The following is a 20,852-nucleotide window of genomic DNA, read 5'->3' on the forward strand; positions in this document are numbered from 1 at the left end:
CTCAGAGCTGCATCCCGGTCTTCGGGTCGTAGTGGACCTCGGTGGCGACGATCTGATCGGTCGGCATGACCTCGATCCACTGGTCGAAGACCTGGAAGGGCTCGGTGCCGTCCGCCTCGAATCCGTCGCCGAGCGGATCGAAGCCGCGCTCGTAGACCTTGTCGGTGGGCAGGTAGTTCACGGGCGTGCCGTCCGGAAGCCGGTCGCTGACCTTCACCCGCGACTTCTGCCAGTCGCCGCCGACCACGACGGCCAGATAGCGGATCGCGTCGTGCACCGTCAGCGCATCGGCCGGCAGGTCGCGGTAGCGGGCGGTGAGCTCCGGGTCCCTCCAGGCGTACCGCTTGAGCACCAGCAGCATGCGGCCGCGCTCGCCCGGGACCGACTCGGCGTACAGCGAGTCGAGTCCGTCGGTCCCCTCGACGCCCGCGTTGGTCAGCCATTGCAGCGCCTCGAACTCGTGCCCCTGGCGGATCGGGACGACGGCCTTGACCCAGGGGGCGTTGAGGAAGGCGTTGCGCAGGTTGTCGCCGTCGAGCTGGAGCAGCCAGCCCAGTGAACTCCCCAGCCTGGCGGGCCGGGAGTCGGCGGTGATGTAGTAGTCCTCGCCGGTGTTGCTGGTGCCGCCCCAGCCGACGACGGTGCTCTTCTCGAATTCCTTCTCCGTGGCCCCCGAGCCGTCGAAGCCGAGGTTCTCCTTCACGGCCAGCTTGTTGGGCACCCACCACTCCGGGGCCACGAAGTACAGCATGCGGTCGACGTCGAAGAACGTCTGGACCAGCTCGGCCATGATGTGCTGGGTCTGGCTGCTGATGCCGGACAGGCCCTTCCCCTTGAAGAGCTGGCGGATCAGGCTGCGGTACACGACGATCTGCTCCTCTTCCCGCAGATCCTCGAAGCGCCGGGGGCTGATGCCCGCGGCGAGCTTCACCCGCTCCTGGGCCGCTTTGAAGAACGCCTCCTTCGCCAGCCGCTCCTTCTCCTGGTCGACCTCCTTCAGGCGCTCGGCGTTGACCTTGTTCACCTGTTCCACGTAGGCCGAGGTGGGGCCGTAGTTGACGGTGAAGCGGTAGGGGAACATCTCGCCGTCGTCACCGCTGTGCCCGATGATCCGCAGCCTCAGCCGGTTGGTCCCCTCCGCGAACTGGCTGACCCGCAGATCGGCGACGTTGCTGCTCAGCCACTGCACGTTGGTGTGGCTCTTGTACTCGTATCCGTACTTCGGATAGAGCAGCAGATCCGCCAGGGCGTCGTCGAAGTAGTCGTCGTCCGGCCCCTTGTACGTGCCTTCGACGGTCTCCTGGTACTGCTCGGGCATCGGGACGAGCTGGGCGGGCTGGACCTGACCCTGCGGGGGCTGCGCGACGTGGACCAGCTCGGCGACCCCGAGTTCGTCGCCCGGCCGGTCGATGTAGGTCTGCCAGCACAGCTGGGTGCCGATCTCCTGGACCTGGACCCCCACCTGGCGCATCTTGCGCCGCAGTTCGTAGTTGACGAGCTTGTCGGTGGTGTTCTGCAGGAGGTACCTCTTGCTGGAGGTGTCGGTGGTCTCCACGACCGTCTTGAACGTCGACTTGAAGCTGCGTTTGATCTCCGTGGACAGCTTGATCGTCTGCTGCCGCAGCTGCTTGTGGGTCTGTTCCTTGGCGGTCTTGCGCGCGTCGGCCGAGTCGTAGCTCGTACGGGCGGTGGCCTGGGTGTTGAAAACCCCCAGCTTGCCACTGGTCCGCGCCTCCAGGCTCACACCGAACTTGCTGCTGCTCTGGTTCTCCTCGCTGACCGAGGCCGACAGCTCGTCCTCGGACCGGCTCTCCTGCTCGCTGCGCTGGGTGACCTCCTCGGAGGCCTCGGTGGTGCGTTCGGTGAGGGTACGGCGCGTGGAGACCTCGATCAGCTCGACCGCGGCGCCGGGGCTGAGCCAGATGTGCTGGACCGGGGGGCCGAGGAACGAGTCGAACTCGAAGAAGTACTGGCGGAAGAGGTGGACGACACCGAGCGGGGACAGCGACGCCTCGGGCAGGCCGGCGGTGGCCGCCCGGTCCCGTGCTCCCGGCGACACGGGCGGCCCGCCCCCCAGCAGTTCGGCGAGGGCGTCGACCTCGGGCACGTTCACCCGGTGGCCGCTCGTCGCGAACATCGCGTGCAGCACGTCGTACCGGCCGGCGGCCTGCAGGTTCTTCAACGCTCCCGCGACGCGGGACTCCTGGGCGGCCAGGGCGGCGGGGTCCGCGGCGGCCGCCGGGAGGCCGTCGGACGCGGCGTGGACGATGACGCCGCCCTGGGCGATCTTCTCCTCCGCGATGCGCAGCAGGGCGGCGAGCCCGTCGGGCCCCGGCCCCACGAGACGGTCCCAGACGGCCGGATCGGCGAGGTCCGCCTTCTTGAGCCGGGCCAGGAGTTCCCGGGTGACCACCGAGTCGAGGGTTCCGGGGAGGGCGGAGGCGACCGACGGCACCGGGGCGCCCGGCTCGATCGTCAGGGCGGGCGCGGCGGCCGTGGCGGAGGCCGGGGCCAGGGTGAAGGAGGGGCGCATGTTCTCGGTGAGCGCCGCCGCGAGCGAGCGGCGCATGGCGGGGCCCGTGGTGCCGAACCGCTCGGCGAGCCGGGCCGAGCGCCAGCCGAGCAGCGGCTGGTAGACGCCGTACAGCTCGGAGGCGTACGGCAGAGAGCCCTGGAATTTCGCGAAGTTGACCTTCATCTGCCGACTCTCGCCTCCCCGACGCGGCCGCCCTGTCCGACCTGCTCCACAGGCTCCCGTTCCGGGCGGTTCGCGCCCAGTCCAGGCCTGGGAATCCGCGTCCCAAACCACCTGGCCGAGTGAAGGGGCGGCATGCAGAAACGATCCCCGGCGGGCCGCAACCCCGAGCGGGCACGGACCGGCCCCCGCGTGTTCCCCGACGGCTCGGCTCAGGCCCTCACGATCCGGAGCACCGAGGCCAACAGCAGGGCGGGCGAGACCGCCCCTCCGATGACGATCACCGGCAGGGCCACCCACAGGAGGGGGTGGTCCCCGGCCTCGGACGGCATGTCCTCCTGCACGATCACGAACCACGCCAGGTGCAGGGCCGTGCCCGCCATCAGGGCGATCCAGTACAGGCCGATCCCGGCCGACCACAGCCGGACCCTGCCGGCAGGCGCGGTCATCAGCCGCTTCCGGTAGACCTGGAGCCCCACCATCGCGCCGAGGAGCAGGAGGGCCACGGGGAAGCGCCACCAGTCGTCGTTCACGGCCCACTGGTGTGCGGCGCTCGGCTGCTCTGATTCCGACGGGTACCGCGCGGCCCGGTCCAGCAGGTCGAACCCTCCGATGAGCAGGGCGACGACCGGGATCAGGAAGAACAGCCCGTAGAGCGGCCTGCCGAGACCCGTGGTCAGGGCCCCGACGGCGTCCTCCCGCGGGGAGGACGCGCCCGACGACGCGGCACGGGCGCGGACCGGGCCGGCCGGTGTCCGGCCGGGCATGACCGCCGTGGGCGGCGGGGTCCGCGGGGGAAGCGCGGTGATGGCGGCCACCCGGTCCGGTCCGGACACCGCCCCGGCCTCCGACCCCCGTACGAGGCGCTGCGCTTCCTTCTCCGGTTCCTCCGCTTCCTTCCTCGGCCCCTCCGGCCCCTGCGGCCCCTCCGGCTCCTGCGCCTCCGCGTTGAGCAGTTCCTCCGCCTTCTGCGCGATGGCGGCGACCACGGGCGCCGGCAGCCAGGGGCCCGTGCCGGCCCGTTCCCCGGACGCGGCGGCGAGCTCCGCGACCGTCGGGCGGTCCGCGGGCCGCTTGGCCAGGCAGCGCCGGGTCAGTTCCCCGAACGCGCCCTCGATCCCGTCGAGGTCCGGTTCGTGGTGCACGAGCCGGTACAGCAGTTCGGCCACCGACCCTCCGCCGAACGGCCCGCGTCCGGTCGCCGCGAAGGCCAGCACCGCTCCCAGGGAGAACACGTCCGCCGTCGGGCCGACGGTCCGGCCCTCCGCCTGCTCCGGTGACATGTAGCCGGGTGAACCCACCACCAGACCGGTCCCGGTCAACGCCGTCTCGTCGGCGGACCGGGCGATGCCGAAGTCGATGAGCAGCGGCCCCGACGGGGAGAGCAGCACGTTGGAGGGTTTGACGTCGCGGTGCACCAGACCGGCCCCGTGCACCCCGGCCAGCGCCTTTGCGAGTCCGGAGAGCAGCCGCCACAAGGCCTCCTGGGGCAGCGGCCCGTGGAGGACGACGGCGTCGGCGAGCGCGGGCCCCGGAACGTACGCCGTGGCGAGCCAGGGCACCTCAGCCTCCGGGTCGGCGTCCAGGACCGGCACGGTCCCCGCTCCCCGGAGCGACTGGGCCGCCCTGACCTCTCGGGCGAAGCGCTGCCGGAAGCCCGCGTCGCCGGCGATCGTCCCGTGCACCACCTTGAGGGCGACCGTCCGGCCGCCCGGCGACCGGCCGAGGTAGACGCGGCCCATGCCGCCCTCTCCCAGGCGGTACAGCAGCCGGTACGAGCCCACTTGGCGCGGATCGGTCGCGGTCAACGGCTGCATGCCACACCCCCGTGAGACGCCATCCCCGTCGTCCTCCCACGCGACGCTCGTCCCGTGGGCGCCAGTCAGCATGGCACAACGGCCCAGCCCCCGGCACGGGAAGCAGAGCGGAAGGTCCACGCCGTGCCCGCCTTCGGGCTTCGAAGCGGTGGCCTCCGCTCATCCGGACGGCGACCGGTCTCCGGGGCCGTCCTCGGATTCCGGCCCGGTGACGGTGATCGCCCCGGAGGGGCACACCCCTGCGGCCATCCGCGCCGCCGCGAGGCGGTCGGGGGCCGGGTCGGTCCGCAGCAGGACCACCAGGCCGTCGTCGGGGTCCTGGTCGAAGACGCCGGGCGCGGTCATGGCGCACATCCCGGCGCCGATGCAGCGTTCGCGGTCGACGCCGAGACGGGCCGGGCTCACCGCGGGTCCCAGGTGACCGGGAGGCTCTTCACCCCGTAGATGTCGGCGCTCTCCGGGCGCAGACGGACCTCGTCGGCCGGTACGGCCAGGCGCAGCGTGGGGAAGCGGTCGAGCAGCGCGCGGAACGCCACCCGCATCTCCACACGGGCCAGTTGCTGGCCCAGGCACTGGTGGATGCCGTGGCTGAAGGCCAGGTGGCCGTCGTACGGCCGCCGGATGTCGAGCGCGTCGGGGTCCGTGAAGCGGGCGGGGTCGCGGTTGGCGGTGTTGAACGACAGGACGACCGTCGTGCCCGCCTCGATGGTGTGGCCGCCCACCTCGACGTCCTCCAGCGCCGTCCGGTGGAAGGTCTTGGCGACGCTCAGGTACCGCAGCAGCTCCTCCACCGCCCCGTCGGTGAGCGAGGGGTCGTCGCGCAGGGCGGCCAGCTGCTCCGGGTTACGCAGCAGGGCGAACGTGCCGAGGGAGAGCATGTTCGCGGTGGTGTCGAAGCCGGCCGCCAGCAGGATGAGGCTGATCCCCTTGAGCTCCTCGTCCGTCAGATCGCTGTCGGTGAGCTCGCTCAGCACGTCGTCGGTGGGGTTCGCGCGCTTGGCCGCCACCAGGCGCGCGAGGTAGTCCTGGGTGGCGGTGTAGGCGGCGATCAGCTCCTCGTCGCTCACCTCCCCGCCCATGAAGGCGTCGATCTGCTCCTGGAAGGACGCACGGTCCTCGTAGGGCACGCCGAGGATCTCGCAGATCACGATGGTGGGGATCGGCTTGGCGAACGCGGTCACCAGGTCCGCCGAAGGCCCCGCCGCCTCCATGGCGTCCAGGCACTCGGAGGTGATCTGCTCGATGCGCTCGGTCAGCATCCGCATCCGCCGCACGGTGAACTTCCCCACCAGCGGCTTGCGGTAGCGGCTGTGCTGCGGCTCGTCCATCAGGAGGAACTCGCCCGGAGGAGCCGGAGGAAGCTCGAAGTCGACGATGTTCATCAGCTCCTTGCGCGAGCTGAACCGGGAGTCCGCCAGGACCGACCGCACCAGGTCGTACCCGGTGATCAGCCAGCCGGGCTTCCCGCCGACGTGGGTGAAACGGCTGATCGGACCGTGCCGCTGGGCATCGCTCAGCTCGGCCGGCGGATCGAAGGGGCACCCGGACCGACGCTCCGTCGGCATCGCCTCGACGGTGTGCGGGGACTGGCTCATGAAGCGTTCCTCATCTCGCGATATGACGCGTTTGCTGTCCCTCGAAAGCTACGTTGCATTCATCATGCAGTCAACGGATTGCAGGCATATGTGCAGGTCAAAGCCGGGAAATTGGTGCAATGGCCCTGCCGCCGAATGCAACGGTGCGTTGCAACGGGTGGCGGTGAAGGCAATGGCCGGGCGCCGGGTGCCCGCGCGGTGTCAGCCGGCCGGCTCCAGGGGGAAGAGCTCGGCGGTGCCCGTCAGGTCGAGCAGTCGCAGCATCTGGTGGCTGGGAGCGGCCAGGCTGAGGGTGTGGCCGGCGCGCAGCGCGGCCTCGCGCGCCCGGAGCAGCGCGGTGAGCCCCGAGGAGTCGCAGAAGGACGAGTTGCTCAAGTCGACGATCACCGCTGCCGCGGGCTCGGCCTGGGAGAGGGCCGCCGTGAGCCGGCTTTCGAGTTCGCCGGCGTGCCGGATGTCGATTTCACCGCTCACGTGGACGACGACCGGCGTCCGCACGCCGCCGTCCGCCCCGCGGTCCGCCCGTACGTCGAATTCGGCAGTCATGTGAGGCCTCCTCACCCCCCTGGATGGCATCGCCGCCCGCCGGGGGCCGGCCCGTGGCCCGCACGCCGGCGTCGGAATCCGCCGCAGGGCTTCTGCCCGCGCGACAGGGGCCCATGCCGCCCGTCAGTGCTGCCTCATGGAGGACGGCGGCACGTCGAAAGCACGGGTGAAGGCGTACGAGAAGGCCGCCGGGGAGGCGTAGCCGAGCAGGACGGCGACCTCGGTCACGCTCTTGTGGCGCAGGAGGGGGATCGAGGCGAGCAGCCGGGCGCGGGACCGCCAGGCCGCGGGGCTCGTCCCCGTCGCCTGCCGGAAGCGCCGGGTCAGCATGCGCTCGCTCATGGCCGTGGCGCGCGCCCAGTCGGTGTTGCTCACCGACAGGCCGGGATCGGCGAGGTAGCCGCGGCACAGCGCGGAGAACGGCTCCTCGTGGGGGAGGGCCACGTACAGCGGGACTTCGGAGAGCGCGGCCGTCTCCAGCAGGACCAGCGCGATCAGCGCGCTGTCGCGGGCGTCCCCGGCGTAGTCCGCCTCCAGGTCTGCGGCGGCGAGCAGCAGCTCCCGCAGCAGCGGCGGGACCGCCACGACCCGGCAGGCCGCGGGCCACCACGGGACGGCGGACGGCTCCACGTAGAGGCTGGCCGTCCGGGTGTCCAGCATCCGCACCTGATGGCGGGTCCGGGGCGGGATGAGCACCGCCCGCTCGCCCGGAACGGTCCACGCCCCGTCGTCGGTCTCCACGAGCATGGTGCCGGTCGCGGCGTACAGGAGCTGCGCCCGGCGGTGCTCGTGCCAGGCGAGGAGGGTGTCCGGCGGGTAGTCCGTCGCGATCGGCAGCACCTCGGCGGGGAGGTGGTCGACCTGTCCGAGGGGCACGTTGCGCATGGCGGGATCCTATGGCCGGAACTCGAAAGGACCGGGCCGACAGTCGATCGTCGGCGCGGGCCCTCTCGGCTGGACTGGGCCCATGAGTGCTTTCGTTCTCGTCGTCGTCGGGGTCCTCACCGGGCTGACCACCGTGCTGTTCGGATTCGGAGGGGGTTTCGTCGCGGTCCCCGTCATCGTCTGGGCGGACGCCGCCGCGGGGCCGGCCGCGGCGGCCGTCGCGGTGGCGACCTCGGCCGTGGTGATGGTCGTCAACGCGGCGGTGGCCACCGCCGCCACGCCCCGTCCGGTCCTGAGGCATCTGCGGGGCACCACCCCGCTGCTGGTCCTGCTCGGCGCCGGAGGGGTGGCCGGCGCGCTCGCCGCGGGCGCCGCGCCGGCCGGGCTGATCCCCTGGGGGTTCGTGCTCTATCTGGCGGCCACCCTCGTCGACGTGCTCGCCCGCCCGGGGTTCCTGCGCCCGGACACCGCGGCCGCGGGGCGGCGGGGCGGGTTCGCGGTGTCCGCCGGGCTGGGGGTGCCCATCGGTGCGGTCGCCTCGTTCCTCGGCGTCGGCGGGAGCGTCATGACCGTACCCCTGCTGCGGCGTTCGGGCCTCCCGATGCGCACCGCGGCGGCGCTGGCCAACCCCCTCACCGCCTGCGTCAGCGCCCCCGCGTGCGCGGTCTTCCTCAGCGCCCGCCACACGACCGGGGCCGGGGCGCCGGCGACGGCCGTCGGATCGGTCGACCTCGGCGCCGCCGCCCTGCTCCTCCTCGGAGCGGTCCCGGTCGTCCTCCTCCTGCGCCGCAGACCCCCGCGCATCACGGACCGGCTCCACGCCCGCGGGTACGTCGCCCTGCTCTGCCTGGTGCTGGCCGCCATGCTGGTCCGGACACCGTGAGGGCCGGATTTCGGTAATCGCTCGCTCCGGAAAAGTATGAAAGGACTCCTGCGATTTCGAGAATTCCGGGGGCTGGACGGGATTTCGCCAGGCAGGAGTCCCCGGATCCTTGGCATCTGCCGGTCCTTCCGGAATTGGCCCGCGGGACAGGGCTGTTCGGCTGGGGTATGAGACCGGGTGCCTCCGCCGCCTTTCGGCGCCCTGTAATGTCGGCCGTAAGGCAGGTCACACCGGACCCGCATTTTCCGTCCCCGTTTTTCTCTTCAGTGAGGCGTGTGTTCATGACCCTGTCCATCCGCAACCAGATCTCCGGCACCGTCACCTCGATCACGGCCGGCGAGGCCATGTCCTCGGTGAAGGTCCGCCTGGAGGGCGGTCAGGAAATCACCGCGGTGATCACCACCGATGCCGCCAAGGAGCTGGGTCTGGCCGAGGGCGCCGCGGTCAAGGCCCTGGTGAAGGCCACCGAGGTCTCCCTGGCCACCGGCGCCGTCTCCGGCGTCTCCATCCGCAACCAGATCCCCGGCACGGTCGTCGACGTGGCCGCCGGCCCGGCCATGGCCTCCGTGAAGGTCGACGTGAACGGCGGCGGCCTGACCGCCGCGATCACCGCCGACGCCGTGAAGGACCTCGGCCTCGCCGCCGGCACCTCCGTCGTCGCCCTGATCAAGGCCACCGAGATCTCCCTCGCCGCCGCCTGATCCCCGTTCCGGCGGCCACGCTTCCTCCCGCGCCCGGTGACCGCACCGCCGGGCGCCCGGCGCGGGGGCGTCAGGCGTCGAGGGCGGTGATGATCTCGTCCGTGGTCCCGATCCGGCCGAGCCGGGGGAAGATCTTGCCGAAGGTGTGGGCGTGGGAGTCGGCGTCCGTGTCCGTGATGGCGTCCTCGGCGAAGGTCAGCTCGTAGCTGTGCTCCCAGGCCGAGCGGGCGGTGGATTCCACGCCGATGCTGGTGGAGATGCCGGCCAGCACGATCCCGGTGATGCCGCGGCGGCGCAGCTGCAGGTCGAGCTCGGTCCCGGTGAACGCGCCCCAGTGGCGCTTGGTGATCACGATGTCGCCGTCGGAGGCGAGCCCGGGAGGGAACGCGGAGAACGCGGCCGGCGGTGCGGCCGCCGGGCCGGGGCGCTCGGTGCGGCCGGAGGGCAGGTCACCGCCGTCGGGGGACCAGGCGACCCTGACCAGGACGACCGGGAGCTGCCGGGCGCGGAAGGCCTCGGCGAGCCGGATCCCCTGCTCCAGGATCCGGTCGGCGGGGGTGACGGTGGGCAGGCCCAGGATGCCCTGCTGGAGGTCGATCAGGACCAGGGCGGTGTGGCGGTCGAGGCTGAGGCCGGACATGGGTGACTCCTCGCTGGTTCGGCCCCGGTGGTCCGCCGGGGCGTGCGGTGCGTGCGGTGCGCCTGCCGTGCCGTGGTGTGCCGTGGGTCAGTCCTCGGCCGCCCCTCGCATACCGGTCAAACAGTCAAGCTGACAAGGAGTCGTCGCACGGGGTGCCCGGCAGGGTCCATGACCGTAGCGTGAGAGGGGGACCGGTCCCGCCCGTGGAGGGAGCGCCATGCGCCGTCGCCGATATCCGCTGATCGGGGACCACGGGCTGATCGGGGACCTTCGGACCGCCGCGCTGGTCTCCTCCGAAGGGGTGATCGACTGGTTCTGCGCCCCGCGCTTCGACTCGCCCAGCCTGTTCGCCTCCCTCCTGGACCACGACCGCGGCGGACACTTCGCCATCGCGGCCGAGGCGCGTGACCCCGTCACCCGGCAGCTGTACCTGGCCGACACCGCCGTCCTCGTCACCCGGTTCATGACCGGGGAAGGGGTCGGCGAGGTCGTCGACTTCATGCCCCTGGGGGAGGCCGAGGCGCCCGCCGACCGGCACCGGATCATCCGCATCATGCGCGTCACCCGCGGCACCGTCCGGTTCCGGATCGACTGCCGGCCCGCCTTCGACTACGGGCGCGCCGGGCACCACCTGGACGTGGAATCAGGCACGGCGCGGTTCGGCGGACCGGAGGTCTCGGCGTTCCTCCAGCTCAGCGGTCCGGCGCGGATGTGGCAGGACGGGACGGGCGTACGAGGAGAGGCGGAGCTCGGGCAGGGCGGGCTCGCCGCGGCCGTGCTGACGGTCTGCCACGACCCCGCCACCGCGCCGCCCGAGCCGATGACCGAAGCCGAACTGCGCCGGGCGTTCCGTTCCACCTACGACCACTGGCACCGCTGGCTGAGCCGCAGCCGCTACCGAGGCCGCTGGCAGCAGATGGTCAACCGCTCCGCGATCACCCTCAAGCTCATGACGTACGCCCCGACGGGCGCCCCCGTGGCCGCCGTCACCATGGGCCTGCCCGAACGGGTCGGCGGGGAGCGGAACTGGGACTACCGCTACACCTGGGTGCGCGATGCCTCGCTGTCGGTCAAGGCCCTGCTCGACCTGGGGCTCGAGGACGAGGCCGAGGCGTTCCGGCGCTGGCTGGGCGCCCGCGTGCACAGGGGCGGGACGGTGACCGGCGAGCCGCTGCAGATCATGTACCGGGTCGACGGCGACCCGCGTCTGGAGGAGCAGGTGCTCGGGCACCTGGAGGGGTACCGGGGGTCCGCACCCGTACGGCTCGGGAACGGGGCGGTCGGGCAGCTCCAGCTCGATATCTACGGCGAGGCCGTGTTCGCCCTCAGCCACGCCGCGGACCTGGCCCAGCTGGCCGGGTACGACGGCTGGCGGAACCTGAGCGACCTCCTCGACTGGCTGGCCCGCTCCTGGGACCGGCCCGACGAGGGCATCTGGGAGACCCGCGGCGGCCGCCGCGACTTCACCTACAGCCGGCTGATGTGCTGGTCGGCCTTCGACCGGGGCATCCGGCTCGCGGCGGACCTGGCCCGCCCCGCCGACGTGGCCACCTGGACCGCCGCACGGGACGCCGTCTTCCACCAGATCATGGAACGGGGCTGGAGCGAGCGCCGCGGGGCCTTCGTCCAGCACTTCGACGGCGAGGTGCTGGACGCCGCCCTGCTGCTGATGCCCACGGTCGGCTTCATCTCCCCGAAGGACCGCCGCTGGCTGTCGACCCTCGACGCGATCGAGGCGGAGCTGGTCTCCGACAGCCTGGTGCACCGCTACGACCCCGAGGAGTCGCCGGACGGACTGAGCGGCGACGAGGGCACGTTCTCCCTGTGCACCTTCCTGTACGTGGGCGCCCTCGCCCGCGCCGGCCGCCTCCCGGCGGCCCGGTACGCCTTCGACAAGATGCTCACGTACGCCAACCACGTCGGCCTGTTCGCCGAGGAGATCGGGCCGACCGGGGAGCAACTGGGCAACTTCCCGCAGGCGTTCACCCACCTCGCGCTCATCGCCGCGGCGCTCTCCCTGGACGAGGAGCTGGACCGCGCCGGATCCTGAGGCACCCTGTCGCGCCCCGCACCCGTTCCGCTACAGTGCGTGATGCCCTTACCGGTCGAAAAACGGATGGACCGTACGGGCGCCCTTGCGGAACACTGCGGAACCTTCTCTGACGGTCCGACACAGCAGGGTTGGTACGGGAAATGCCAGAATCGTCCAAGAGTTCGCCGAGCAAGGGCTCGGTGTTCCTCGCACTCCGCTACTACGGCCGGGAGCTGGCCCGGCTCAAACGCTGGACCGCCCCCGCGATGCTGCTCCCGGCGCTGGGCAACATCGGCATCAACTACGTGGCGCCGCTGGTCGTCGCCAAACTCGTCGGGCGGATCGCGGACGGCGCCGCCACCCGCACGGGTGCCATGCTCCCCTACGTGGCCGGTTTCGCCGCCGTCCTCCTCCTCTCCGAGGGGATGTGGCGCCTGGGACTGCACTGCCTCAACCGGGTCGACGCCCTGGGCGTCGAGCGGCTGTACGTCATCGGTCTGGACGAACTCTTCGCCAAGGACGCCGCGTTCTTCCACGACAACTTCGCCGGCTCGCTCACCAAGCGGGTCCTGAGCTTCGCCTCCCGCTTCGAGGAGTTCGTCGACGCGCTCACCTTCAACGTCGTGGGGCGGCTGGTGCCGCTGGTCTTCGGGTCGGTGGTGCTCTGGCAGTACGATCCGCTGCTCGTCGTCGGGCTCCTGACGATGATCGTGGTGACCGCGCTGGGCGTGGCACCCCTGATCAGGCGCCGGCAGGCGCTGGTCGACCAGCGGGAGGAGGCGATCGCCCGGGTGTCGGGGCACGTCGCCGACAGCCTGATGAACATGGACACGGTGCGCGCGTTCGCCGCCGAGGAGCGCGAGGCCGCCGAACACCGCTCGCGGGTCGCGCAGTCGCGCCGGCTCATGCTGCGCTCCTGGGACTACGGAAACCTGCGCATCGACACCCTCGTCGCGCCGATGTCCGTGCTGACCAACGCGCTGGGCCTGTTCCTCGCCGTCGCGCTCGCCCGGAGCGGCCACGGGGTGGAGGGGGTCGTCGTCGCCTTCACCTACTACAGCAACGCCACCCGCATCATGTTCGAGTTCAACCAGATCTACCGCCGTCTGGAGAGCTCGATGACGGAGGCCGCGCAGTTCACCGAACTGCTGCTGACCCCGCCGAAGGTGCTCGACCCGGTGTGCCCGGAACCGCTCCGGCCGCAGGCCTCCGACGTGTCCTTCGAAGGGGTGCGCTTCACCCACGCGGGCGGTACCGAGCCGCTCTTCGACGGCCTGGACCTGGCCGTCGCCGGCGGGTCGAAGATCGGCCTCGTCGGCCGGTCCGGCGGGGGCAAGACGACCCTCACCCGGCTGCTGCTGCGGATGACGGACATCGACGCCGGACGGATCCGGATCGGCGGGCAGGACATCAGCCGGCTCTCCCAGAGCGACCTGCGCAGCCTGATCGGCTACGTGCCGCAGGACCCGGCCATGTTCCACCGCACCCTGCGCGAGAACATCGCCTTCGCCCGGCCGGACGCCACCGACGCCGAGATCCGCCGCGCGGCCGAGGCGGCGCACGTCACCGAGTTCGCCGACGCCCTCCCGGACGGCTTCGACACCATGGTCGGCGAGCGCGGGGTCAAGCTCTCGGGCGGGCAGCGCCAGCGGGTCGCCCTCGCCCGGGCCATCCTGCGCGACGCGCCGGTCCTGCTGCTCGACGAGGCGACCAGCGCGCTGGACTCCGAGAGCGAGCTCCTGGTCCAGGACGCGCTGTGGCGGCTCATGGAGGGCCGGACCGCCCTGGTGGTGGCGCACCGGCTGAGCACGGTCGCCACGATGGACCGCCTCGTCGTCCTCGACCGCGGCCGCATCGTGGAGCAGGGCACGCACCAGGAGCTGCTGGCCGCCGAGGGGGCCTACGCCAGGCTCTGGCAGCACCAGTCGGGCGGCTTCCTCGACGACGCCCCCGCACGGGCCGACCTGCTCTAGGGGGCGGCTGCGTCCGTTCGGGCGAGACGGGGCGGTCCGCCCGCTCGCCGCGGCCTGGCCGGTCCCGGCGGACCGGCGGTGGACGGGGTATGCATGCATAGGGCGCCGGTGCCGGGGCAGGCGCAGGGAAGCGCGCGGGAAGGGTGATGCCGGATGGTGATGCCGGGAACGGAAGACGAACGGTTCAGCGTTGCGGTACGGACGGTGGACGGCGCGGTCCTCCTCACGCTCGGCGGCGAGCTGGACCACGACACGGCCGAGCCCCTCCGGCAGGCCCTGGCGGCGGCGGCCGTGGCGGGCGGACGGCTGGTGGTGGACATGTCGGGGCTGCGGTTCTGCGACTCCACCGGGCTGAACGCCCTGCTGCACGGGCGGATCGCCATCGAGGAGGCCGGCGGCTCCCTGGAGCTGGCCGGACTCGGCGGGCCGGTCGCCCGGATGTTCCGCATCACCGGGGCGGACGCGGTCTTCCCCGTCCACGACGACGTGGCGCAGGCACTGGGCTGAATCCCGGCCGGTGAGAGCGAGGAGAGGGGCAGCAGGGCCATGGAACAGCGCGGGCCGGTCAACCGGAACTGGCTCCTGGTCCTCGACGGGCTCACGGAGCCCGTCTCACGCGGCCGTGACTTCACCCGGCGGGCCCTGACCGCCTGGAGCTGGCTGCCCGCGGCCACGCCGGAGAGCCGGCAGGCGGCGGAGGACGTCCTGCTGCTGGTCTCGGAGGTGGTGGCCAACGCCTGCCGGCACGGGGGCGGGCCCGGGGCACTGGTCCTGGACTGCGCGGACGACCGGCTCCGGATCGAGGTGACGGACACCGACCCGGCGCCCCCGGTCCCGCCCGGCTCCGGCCGCCCCGGGGCCGCCGGACGGCCGGGCGGTTACGGGCTCCTCATCGTGGACCGCCTGGCCCGGGCCTGGGGATGGCGCCCGGGGGCGGTCGGCAAGTGCGTCTGGCTGGAGGTCCCCTGCCCGCCCGAGATCCGCCGCCCGCACGGGTCGCGGGCCCCGGCGGGGCTCGGCGGAGGGCGCGCGGGGCAGCTCTGAGTCCGCCGGCGGGACGCGGCCCGGGGAGCGGCCCGCGCGGCTGTTCGGGTGACGTTCGGGCCGAAGTCGTTCAGACATGACAAGATCGTCAGAAAGGATCTTCATAGCGCCTCGGACCCGACATACTGACGCCTGTGAAGACCGAAGACGAGACCGTTCAGCTCGGCACCGAGGGCTGTACGGGCCTGATCACCCTCAACCGTCCCGAGGCCCTCAACGCCCTCACCCGTCCCATGGTGCTGCGGATCACGGAGGCGCTGACGGCCTGGGAACACGACCCCGCCGTCCGCCAGGTCCTCCTCCGCGGGGCCGGTGAACGCGGCCTGTGCGCGGGGGGCGACATCCGCGCCATCCACGCCGACGCGAAGGCCGGCACCACCGGTTCGCTCGCCTTCTGGCGGGACGAATACCGGCTGAACGCCCGCATCGCCCGTTACCCCAAGCCGTACGTGGCCCTCATGGACGGGATCGTCATGGGCGGCGGGGTCGGCCTGTCGGCCCACGGCGGCGTCCGGATCGTCACCGAGCGCTCGCGGGTCGCCATGCCCGAGACCGGCATCGGATTCGTCCCCGACGTCGGCGGCACCTACCTCCTCTCCCGCGCCCCCGGCGAACTCGGCACCCACCTGGCCCTGACCGGTACGGCGGTCGGCCCCGGCGACGCGGTCCTGTGCGGGCTCGCCGACCACTACCTGCCGTCCGACTGGCTGGAGGAGTTCACCCGGGAGCTCACCCTCGCACCCGTCGCCGAGGTACTGGGGAAGTTCGACGGCGCCACCGCCCCCGCGGTCCCGCTCGCCGCCGAGCGGGAGTGGATCGACCACTGCTACGCCGCCGACACCGTCGAGGAGATCCACCGGCGGCTGCTGGCCACGGGCCTGCCCGCCGCACGCGAGGCCTCCCAGACCCTGCACGCCAAGTCCCCGACCTCGCTGAAGGTCACCCTCGCCGCCCTGCGCCGCGCCCGTGAGCTGGACTCGCTGGAGCGGGTGCTGGAGCAGGAGTACCGGGTCTCCAGCGCCGCGCTGTCCGCCCCCGACCTCGTCGAGGGCATCCGCGCCCAGGTGATCGACAAGGACCGCCGTCCGCGCTGGTCCCCCGCGGCCCTGGTCCAGGTCCGCGCGGCGGCGGTGGACCGGTTCTTCGCCCCGCTCGGCGAGGGCGGCGAGCTGACCTTCCCCTAGTAGTGCTTTGTTAGGTGGTGTCGTAGGGCTGCCAGGGGACGGTTTGTCGGCAGGTGGGGCAGGTGCCGGTCCAGGTCGCCAGGAGGTGTTGGAGGAGGTCCAGGGCCTGGTAGAGCGTCAGACCCTGGACCGTCCGGGCCGCCCGGCACGCACGCTCGCCGCACGCACCGAACGACCCGGCCTGATCCGGCGCGAATTGTCAGACAGGCCCTGAGCCGGGGTCAGCTCCGTGCGAGCCGCGTCGCCAGGCCGTCGAGGATCCGCTGGAGGCCGTAGTCGAAGTTCTCGTCACGCAGCCGCGCCGGGTCCTTGCCCTGCCAGGCGGCTGCGTGGTCCTGCGTCAGCGGGTGCTCCTCCAGGGCCTGCTGGGAGGCGGGCACCAGGGACTCCAGCCACTCGCTCTCGCTCTTGCCGCTGCGGGCGAGGAGGGAGAGGTAGGAGGCCTCGCTGGTGGCCGCTCCGAGCACGTAGGACATGACGGCCTTCATCGCCAGGTCCGCCTCGGCCTTCGGGAAGCCGGCCGCCAGGGCCATGGCCAGCATCCGCTCCGACATGCGCATCAGGTTGGGGCCCAGGTGCGCGAGGCCCACCTGGCCGAGGACGGACGCCACCCAGGGGTGGCGCAGGACCATGCCGCGCAGGCTGTGCCCGCTGTGCGCCAGGGCCTCGCGCCATCCGTCCGCACCGGTGACGGCCGGGAGTTCGAGCTCGCCGTAGACCTCGTCCACGACCAGTTCGATCAGCTCGTCCTTGTTGGCCACGTGCCGGTAGAGAGAGGTGGCGGCCGTGCCCATCTCGGTGCCCAGCTTGCGCATGCTCAGCGCCTCGATGCCTTCGGCGTCCAGCAGCCGGACGGCCGCCGCGACGATCTGCTCCCGGCTGAGCGCGGGCTGCTCCTTCTGCCGACGGGGCCGGGCCCAGACGGAGGGGACGGGGGCGGAAGTCTGCTGCTCTGATGAGGACATGCCCCCAGCCTACCGCGCTGCGCACGCTGTACGCACGATGCGTACACCTGGATGGCTCATCCGTCCGGAAAAGCGCGCCGCCGCGGGCCGGAAGGGCCCCGCGCGGGGGCGGGGCGGGGGTGTCCGCAGCCGTACGGCAGGAGGGCGGAGGAGGCGGCCAAGGCCCCGGCCCGCGTCGTGCACGCGGCCGTACCGGCGCCCGGCGCATGGGCTCCGACCTGCGGCGATGTGCCGTTCTCGATACGATGTCCCCCTCGGGAAAGGGGAGTTGATGGACCGGAACATACGCTCGGTGGAAGACGTACTCGGCCTGCTGGACGGACTGTTCGCACCGGGGGCGGACCGCTGGACGGCCGCCGGCGCGGACTGGTGGGACGGCTTCTACGCCGACCGCTCCAAGCCGGTGCCGTTCTTCGTGGCGAAGCCCGACGAGAACCTCGTCTCCCACCTCGAACGCGGCCTGATCACCCCCGGCCGGGCCCTCGACCTGGGCTGCGGCCCCGGGCGCAACGCCCTCCACCTCGCCTCCCTGGGCTTCCAGGTGGACGCCGTCGACCTGTCCCCGGCGGCCCTCGCCTGGGCCGGGGACCGGGCCCGGGAGGCGGGTGCCGACATCCGCTTCCACCGCGGCGACGCCTTCGCCCTGGCCGCGGCCGGCGAACTCGGCGGCCCCTACGACCTGGTGTACGACTCCGGCTGCTTCCACCACCTGCCGCCGCACCGCCGCGTCAGCTACCTCGACCTCCTCGAACGCGTCCTCGCCCCCGGCGGCCACCTCGGCCTCACCTGCTTCGCGTCCGGCGCGATGGGATCCGAACTCCCCGACGCCGCGCACTACCGCGAGGGCGGCCTGGGCGGCGGGCTCGCCTACACCCCCGCATCCCTGCGCTGGATCTTCTCGGGCCTGGAGGAGCGGGAAATCCGCCGGATGCGCGACCAGCCGCAGGAGTCCCCGCACTTCGGCCAGGCCTTCCTCTGGACCGCCCTCTTCCGCCGCCCGTCCGTGACGCCGTAGACCCCGGCCGGGCCGGGCAAGGCCGGCCGGCACGACGACCGCTACCCGGGGGCGGCGGGCGGGGAGAGCTCCGTGCTCAGCCAGCCCAGGGCGTCGGGGTACATCCCGGTCCACGTCTGGAAGTTGTGGCCCCCGGCCGGCCGGACGAGCGTCTTCACCCGGACCCCGCTGCCCTGCGCCGCCCGGGTGAAGGCGGCCAGCTGCTGCGGCGGGCTGTCCCGGTCCTGCGCCGAGGTGGCCAGGAACAGCCCGACGTCCTCGCCCTTGGCCTGCCCGACCAGCCACACCGGGCTGTTGTGCTCCCGCAGCACCGGGTCGGGCAGCACCTGCGGATCCCCAGTCAGCGGATCGGGGTCCAGGGCCGCGCCCGCACGGAACACCTTGGGGTACTGCAACGGCAGCTTCACCGCGCAGAACGCCCCCGTCGACACCCCCATCAGCCCCCACCCCTTCGGCTCGGGCAGGGTGCGGAAGTTCTTCCGCACCAGGTCCGGGACGTCCTCCGCGAGCCAGGTGGCGATCTTGCGCTGCGGGGTGTCGCTGCAGTCGGTGTTCACCCCACCGGGGTACAGCTCCGGGATGACGAGGATGAACGGCTGCGCCGCCCCCAGCCGCACCAGCTGCTCCAGCGCGTCCGGCATGGAGCCCAGGTCGATCCAGGAGCGCGGCGTGCCCGGGTACCCGTGCAGCAGCGTCAGCACCGGGAAACGGGTCTTCTGCGCGCCCGGGGCGTCGTACTCGGGGGGCGTCCACACGACCACCTGGCCGGCGAGCTTCGAGCGGCTGCCCCGGAAGTAGGTGCTCCGGGTGCCGTTCTCCCCGGGGGTGAAGCGCGCCCGGCCGACCGGGGGGCCGGTCATCGCCGAGGCGCCGGCGTCCGCACCGGTGCCCAGCAGGTCGTCCCAGGAGGCGTACAGCCCGTAGCCGTCGTTGATCCAGGCGGCCACCACGCCGATGGCCGTCAGCTGGCACACCCCGATCATCAGCACCCGGGCCACCCAGCGCACCACGCCCGGGCCCGGCACCCGGTTCCACAGCAGCAGCGCCAGGAGCATGGCCAGTGCGGTGACGGCGATCAGCGTGACGAGGAACGACGTGCTGGTCAGCTCCACGGCGGCGGCTCCTGACGTACGGTCACGGGTCCTCGTGTCACCGGGGATGCCCGGTGTCCCCGCGCTCCCCGCTGTCCCACCCAATGTACGGGCCCGGAACCGCTACGCGTGGACGCTGACCGTGACGGAGTGCCAGCCCGTCGCCCCGTCGGGGAGGGTGCCGCGGCGCTCCTGCGTCTGCACCTCGCCCCGCCCGTCGGTCGCACGGACCTCCAGGGTGTGCTCCCCGGGCGCCGCCTCCCACGGCCACACCCACTGCCGCCAGGTGTCGGTGCCGTCCGCGTCGCCGAGCCGGGCCTCGTGCCAGGGGCCGCCGTCGGCCCGTACCTCCACCCGGGCGATGCCCCGGTGCTGCGCCCAGGCCACCCCGGCCACGGCGAGCCGTCCCCGTGCGAGCTTCGCGAAGGCGCGCGGGGTGTCGATCCGCGACTGCGTCTTGACGGGTGCCTGCTGCGCCCAGGAACGGCGCACCCAGTACGCGTCGTACGCCGCGAAGGTGGTCAGCCGCAGCTCCGTCAGCCACTTGCAGGCGGACACGTACCCGTACAGGCCCGGTACGACCATCCGGACCGGGAAGCCGTGCGCGAACGGCAGCGGTCCGCCGTTCATCCCGACGGCGAGCAGGGCGTCCCGGCCGTCCATGACGGTCTCCACCGGTGTGCCGATGGTCATCCCGTCCACCGAGCGCGCCACCAGCTGGTCGGCCGGGCCGCCCCGCGAGGGCGGCCGTACCCCGGCCTCGTCCAGCAGGTCGGCGAGGCGGACGCCGAGCCAGCGGGCGTTGCCCACGTAGGGGCCGCCGACCTCGTTGGACACACAGCACAGGGTGATGTCGTGCTCGGTCAGGGGCCGGGCCAGCAGGTCCGCCAGGGTCAGGGTGAGGGGGCGGGACACGCCCTCGCCGTGCAGGGTCAGACGCCAGGTGCGGGCGTCGACGCGGGGCACGACCAGGGCGGTGTCCACCCGGTAGAAGTCCGGGCCCGGGGTGAGGAACGGCCCCACGCCCGGCACGTGCAGGTCCGCCCCGGCGGGCACCGGCGGCGCCGGCTCGGCGGGGGGCGGCAGCACCAGGTCCGCGCGGGAGGCGGTGGCACCGGCCGAGCCGTGGGCGCCGAGCCGCCGCCCGGCGTATCCGGCGGCCGCCGAGGCGGCCACGGTGGCCGTGAGGAGGCGGCCGAAGGCACGCCGGTCCATCGGCCAGGTCCCGCCGGTCCGGCCCGGCGCCGGGTGGGGCCGGCGGACGACCGTGACCAGCAGGTACAGCGCGACAGCGGCGGCCGCCGCAGCGGCCACGGAGGGCAGCGCGTCCTTCCAGCCGGCCTCGGGGCGGCTCAGCGCGGCCGCCGCCCCCAGCACCCCCACCGCCGCCGCGAGGGCGCAGCCGGCGCGCGGGTGGCGGACGGCGAGGATCCCGGTGCCGACGGCGAGCAGGGCCAGGACGGCGCAGATCCCGAGGGTCAGCACCAGCTTGTCGGAGGTGCCGAAGGAGCGGACCGCCCAGTCCTTGACGGCCGCCGGAGTGCGGTCCACGACGACGCCGCCGACCGCGGTGAGGGGGGAGGCCTCCGGGCGTACGAACGCGGCCGCGAGCTCGCCGACCGCCAGTCCGCAGAAGGCGGCGGCCACGCCGCTGACGGCTCCGGCCGCGGCCGAGGGGCGGGCGGGGCCCGCCTGTACAGGTGTCATGGGGCTCACCTCCGCGCCGGACACCCCGTCGGGGCCCTGCCGCCAACATAGCCCCGCATCCCGGGGCGCGGAGCCTTCT

The 20,852-nt window shown here is 72.8% G+C and carries 18 protein-coding genes; 8 read left to right on the top strand and 10 right to left on the bottom strand.

Annotated elements, in window-relative coordinates; all coding sequences use genetic code 11:
* Position 1: 1 nt before the first annotated feature.
* The 6 genes from BX286_RS30640 to BX286_RS30665 all read right to left on the bottom strand — a co-directional run bounded on the left by BX286_RS30640 (position 2) and on the right by BX286_RS30665 (position 7,538).
* Positions 2–2,698, bottom strand: coding sequence for a hypothetical protein (locus BX286_RS30640; protein ID WP_121016932.1), 2,697 nt, complete (start codon positions 2,696–2,698; stop codon positions 2–4).
* Positions 2,699–2,907: 209 nt separating this feature from the next.
* Complete coding sequence (locus tag BX286_RS30645) at positions 2,908–4,512, bottom strand: serine/threonine-protein kinase (protein ID WP_121016935.1); 1,605 nt, start codon at positions 4,510–4,512, stop codon at positions 2,908–2,910.
* 159 nt (positions 4,513–4,671) lie between these two features.
* Positions 4,672–4,917, bottom strand: a complete 246-nt coding sequence (locus tag BX286_RS30650; RefSeq protein WP_079430732.1) for a ferredoxin — start codon at positions 4,915–4,917, stop codon at positions 4,672–4,674.
* A complete protein-coding gene (locus tag BX286_RS30655; RefSeq protein ID WP_079430733.1) occupies positions 4,914–6,107 on the bottom strand; it encodes a cytochrome P450 in 1,194 nt (397 codons plus the stop codon). Before BX286_RS30655 ends, BX286_RS30650 begins: the two co-directional genes overlap by 4 nt.
* Before the next feature lie 201 nt (positions 6,108–6,308).
* A complete protein-coding gene (locus tag BX286_RS30660) occupies positions 6,309–6,653 on the bottom strand; it encodes an STAS domain-containing protein (protein WP_121016937.1) in 345 nt (114 codons plus the stop codon).
* A 123-nt stretch (positions 6,654–6,776) separates the two neighbouring features.
* Positions 6,777–7,538 carry a helix-turn-helix transcriptional regulator gene (locus BX286_RS30665; RefSeq protein ID WP_079430735.1) on the bottom strand — a complete coding sequence of 254 codons (762 nt, stop codon included), beginning with the start codon at positions 7,536–7,538 and terminating at the stop codon, positions 6,777–6,779.
* Between the two features lie 82 nt (positions 7,539–7,620).
* Between BX286_RS30665 and BX286_RS30670 the strand changes: the two genes are divergently transcribed.
* Positions 7,621–8,421 (top strand): TSUP family transporter, encoded by an 801-nt coding sequence (locus tag BX286_RS30670; protein WP_121016939.1) that lies wholly within the window; start codon positions 7,621–7,623, stop codon positions 8,419–8,421.
* Positions 8,422–8,702: 281 nt separating this feature from the next.
* Positions 8,703–9,122, top strand: a complete 420-nt coding sequence (locus tag BX286_RS30675) for a molybdopterin-binding protein (RefSeq protein ID WP_079432077.1) — start codon at positions 8,703–8,705, stop codon at positions 9,120–9,122.
* Positions 9,123–9,192: 70 nt separating this feature from the next.
* Here BX286_RS30675 and BX286_RS30680 read toward each other — a convergent pair whose 3' ends face one another.
* Positions 9,193–9,762, bottom strand: a complete 570-nt coding sequence (locus tag BX286_RS30680) for a hydrolase (RefSeq protein ID WP_079430737.1) — start codon at positions 9,760–9,762, stop codon at positions 9,193–9,195.
* Between the two features lie 217 nt (positions 9,763–9,979).
* On the opposite strand from BX286_RS30680, the gene BX286_RS30685 reads away from it, so the two are divergent.
* The 5 genes from BX286_RS30685 (at position 9,980) to BX286_RS30705 (ending at position 15,995) form a co-directional block, all read left to right on the top strand.
* Complete coding sequence (locus BX286_RS30685) at positions 9,980–11,812, top strand: glycoside hydrolase family 15 protein (RefSeq protein WP_121016941.1); 1,833 nt, start codon at positions 9,980–9,982, stop codon at positions 11,810–11,812.
* 143 nt (positions 11,813–11,955) lie between these two features.
* On the top strand, positions 11,956–13,767 hold the full coding sequence (locus BX286_RS30690; protein ID WP_079430739.1) for an ABC transporter ATP-binding protein: 1,812 nt from the start codon (positions 11,956–11,958) through the stop codon (positions 13,765–13,767).
* A gap of 153 nt (positions 13,768–13,920) precedes the next feature.
* Entirely contained in the window at positions 13,921–14,274 is a 354-nt protein-coding gene (locus tag BX286_RS30695) for an STAS domain-containing protein (RefSeq protein WP_079430740.1), read from the top strand.
* A gap of 39 nt (positions 14,275–14,313) precedes the next feature.
* The gene (locus BX286_RS30700) at positions 14,314–14,811 is read left to right on the top strand and encodes an ATP-binding protein (protein ID WP_079430741.1); all 498 of its coding nucleotides are present in this window, start codon (positions 14,314–14,316) and stop codon (positions 14,809–14,811) included.
* Positions 14,812–14,945: 134 nt separating this feature from the next.
* A complete protein-coding gene (locus BX286_RS30705; RefSeq protein WP_121016943.1) occupies positions 14,946–15,995 on the top strand; it encodes an enoyl-CoA hydratase/isomerase family protein in 1,050 nt (349 codons plus the stop codon).
* A gap of 221 nt (positions 15,996–16,216) precedes the next feature.
* Here BX286_RS30705 and BX286_RS30710 read toward each other — a convergent pair whose 3' ends face one another.
* Positions 16,217–16,960, bottom strand: coding sequence for a TetR/AcrR family transcriptional regulator (locus BX286_RS30710; RefSeq protein ID WP_079430743.1), 744 nt, complete (start codon positions 16,958–16,960; stop codon positions 16,217–16,219).
* Between the two features lie 271 nt (positions 16,961–17,231).
* On the opposite strand from BX286_RS30710, the gene BX286_RS30715 reads away from it, so the two are divergent.
* Positions 17,232–17,975: a class I SAM-dependent methyltransferase gene (locus BX286_RS30715; RefSeq protein ID WP_121016945.1), complete on the top strand. Its 744-nt coding sequence runs from the start codon at positions 17,232–17,234 to the stop codon at positions 17,973–17,975.
* 41 nt (positions 17,976–18,016) lie between these two features.
* On the opposite strand, the gene BX286_RS30720 is transcribed toward BX286_RS30715, so the two are convergent.
* Complete coding sequence (locus tag BX286_RS30720; protein WP_079430745.1) at positions 18,017–19,087, bottom strand: esterase family protein; 1,071 nt, start codon at positions 19,085–19,087, stop codon at positions 18,017–18,019.
* Between the two features lie 102 nt (positions 19,088–19,189).
* The gene (locus BX286_RS30725) at positions 19,190–20,773 is read right to left on the bottom strand and encodes a molybdopterin-dependent oxidoreductase (RefSeq protein WP_121016947.1); all 1,584 of its coding nucleotides are present in this window, start codon (positions 20,771–20,773) and stop codon (positions 19,190–19,192) included.
* Between the last annotated feature and the right edge of the window lie 79 nt (positions 20,774–20,852).

This window comes from Streptomyces sp. 3211.6 (assembly GCF_003634815.1).
GTDB lineage: Bacteria > Actinomycetota > Actinomycetes > Streptomycetales > Streptomycetaceae > Streptomyces > Streptomyces katrae_A.

Bases quoted from the DNA above. Each gene is read 5' to 3' on its own strand.
- BX286_RS30700 (WP_079430741.1), top strand. From the start codon at position 14,314: ATGGAACAGCGCGGGCCGGTCAACCGGAACTGGCTCCTGGTCCTCGAC.
- BX286_RS30660 (WP_121016937.1), bottom strand. From the start codon at position 6,653: ATGACTGCCGAATTCGACGTACGGGCGGACCGCGGGGCGGACGGCGGC.
- BX286_RS30645 (WP_121016935.1), bottom strand. From the start codon at position 4,512: ATGCAGCCGTTGACCGCGACCGATCCGCGCCAAGTGGGCTCGTACCGG.
- BX286_RS30655 (WP_079430733.1), bottom strand. From the start codon at position 6,107: ATGAGCCAGTCCCCGCACACCGTCGAGGCGATGCCGACGGAGCGTCGG.
- BX286_RS30680 (WP_079430737.1), bottom strand. From the start codon at position 9,762: ATGTCCGGCCTCAGCCTCGACCGCCACACCGCCCTGGTCCTGATCGAC.
- BX286_RS30695 (WP_079430740.1), top strand. From the start codon at position 13,921: ATGGTGATGCCGGGAACGGAAGACGAACGGTTCAGCGTTGCGGTACGG.
- BX286_RS30675 (WP_079432077.1), top strand. From the start codon at position 8,703: ATGACCCTGTCCATCCGCAACCAGATCTCCGGCACCGTCACCTCGATC.
- BX286_RS30640 (WP_121016932.1), bottom strand. From the start codon at position 2,698: ATGAAGGTCAACTTCGCGAAATTCCAGGGCTCTCTGCCGTACGCCTCC.
- BX286_RS30685 (WP_121016941.1), top strand. From the start codon at position 9,980: ATGCGCCGTCGCCGATATCCGCTGATCGGGGACCACGGGCTGATCGGG.
- BX286_RS30665 (WP_079430735.1), bottom strand. From the start codon at position 7,538: ATGCGCAACGTGCCCCTCGGACAGGTCGACCACCTCCCCGCCGAGGTG.
- BX286_RS30725 (WP_121016947.1), bottom strand. From the start codon at position 20,773: ATGACACCTGTACAGGCGGGCCCCGCCCGCCCCTCGGCCGCGGCCGGA.
- BX286_RS30715 (WP_121016945.1), top strand. From the start codon at position 17,232: ATGGACCGGAACATACGCTCGGTGGAAGACGTACTCGGCCTGCTGGAC.
- BX286_RS30670 (WP_121016939.1), top strand. From the start codon at position 7,621: ATGAGTGCTTTCGTTCTCGTCGTCGTCGGGGTCCTCACCGGGCTGACC.
- BX286_RS30710 (WP_079430743.1), bottom strand. From the start codon at position 16,960: ATGTCCTCATCAGAGCAGCAGACTTCCGCCCCCGTCCCCTCCGTCTGG.
- BX286_RS30690 (WP_079430739.1), top strand. From the start codon at position 11,956: ATGCCAGAATCGTCCAAGAGTTCGCCGAGCAAGGGCTCGGTGTTCCTC.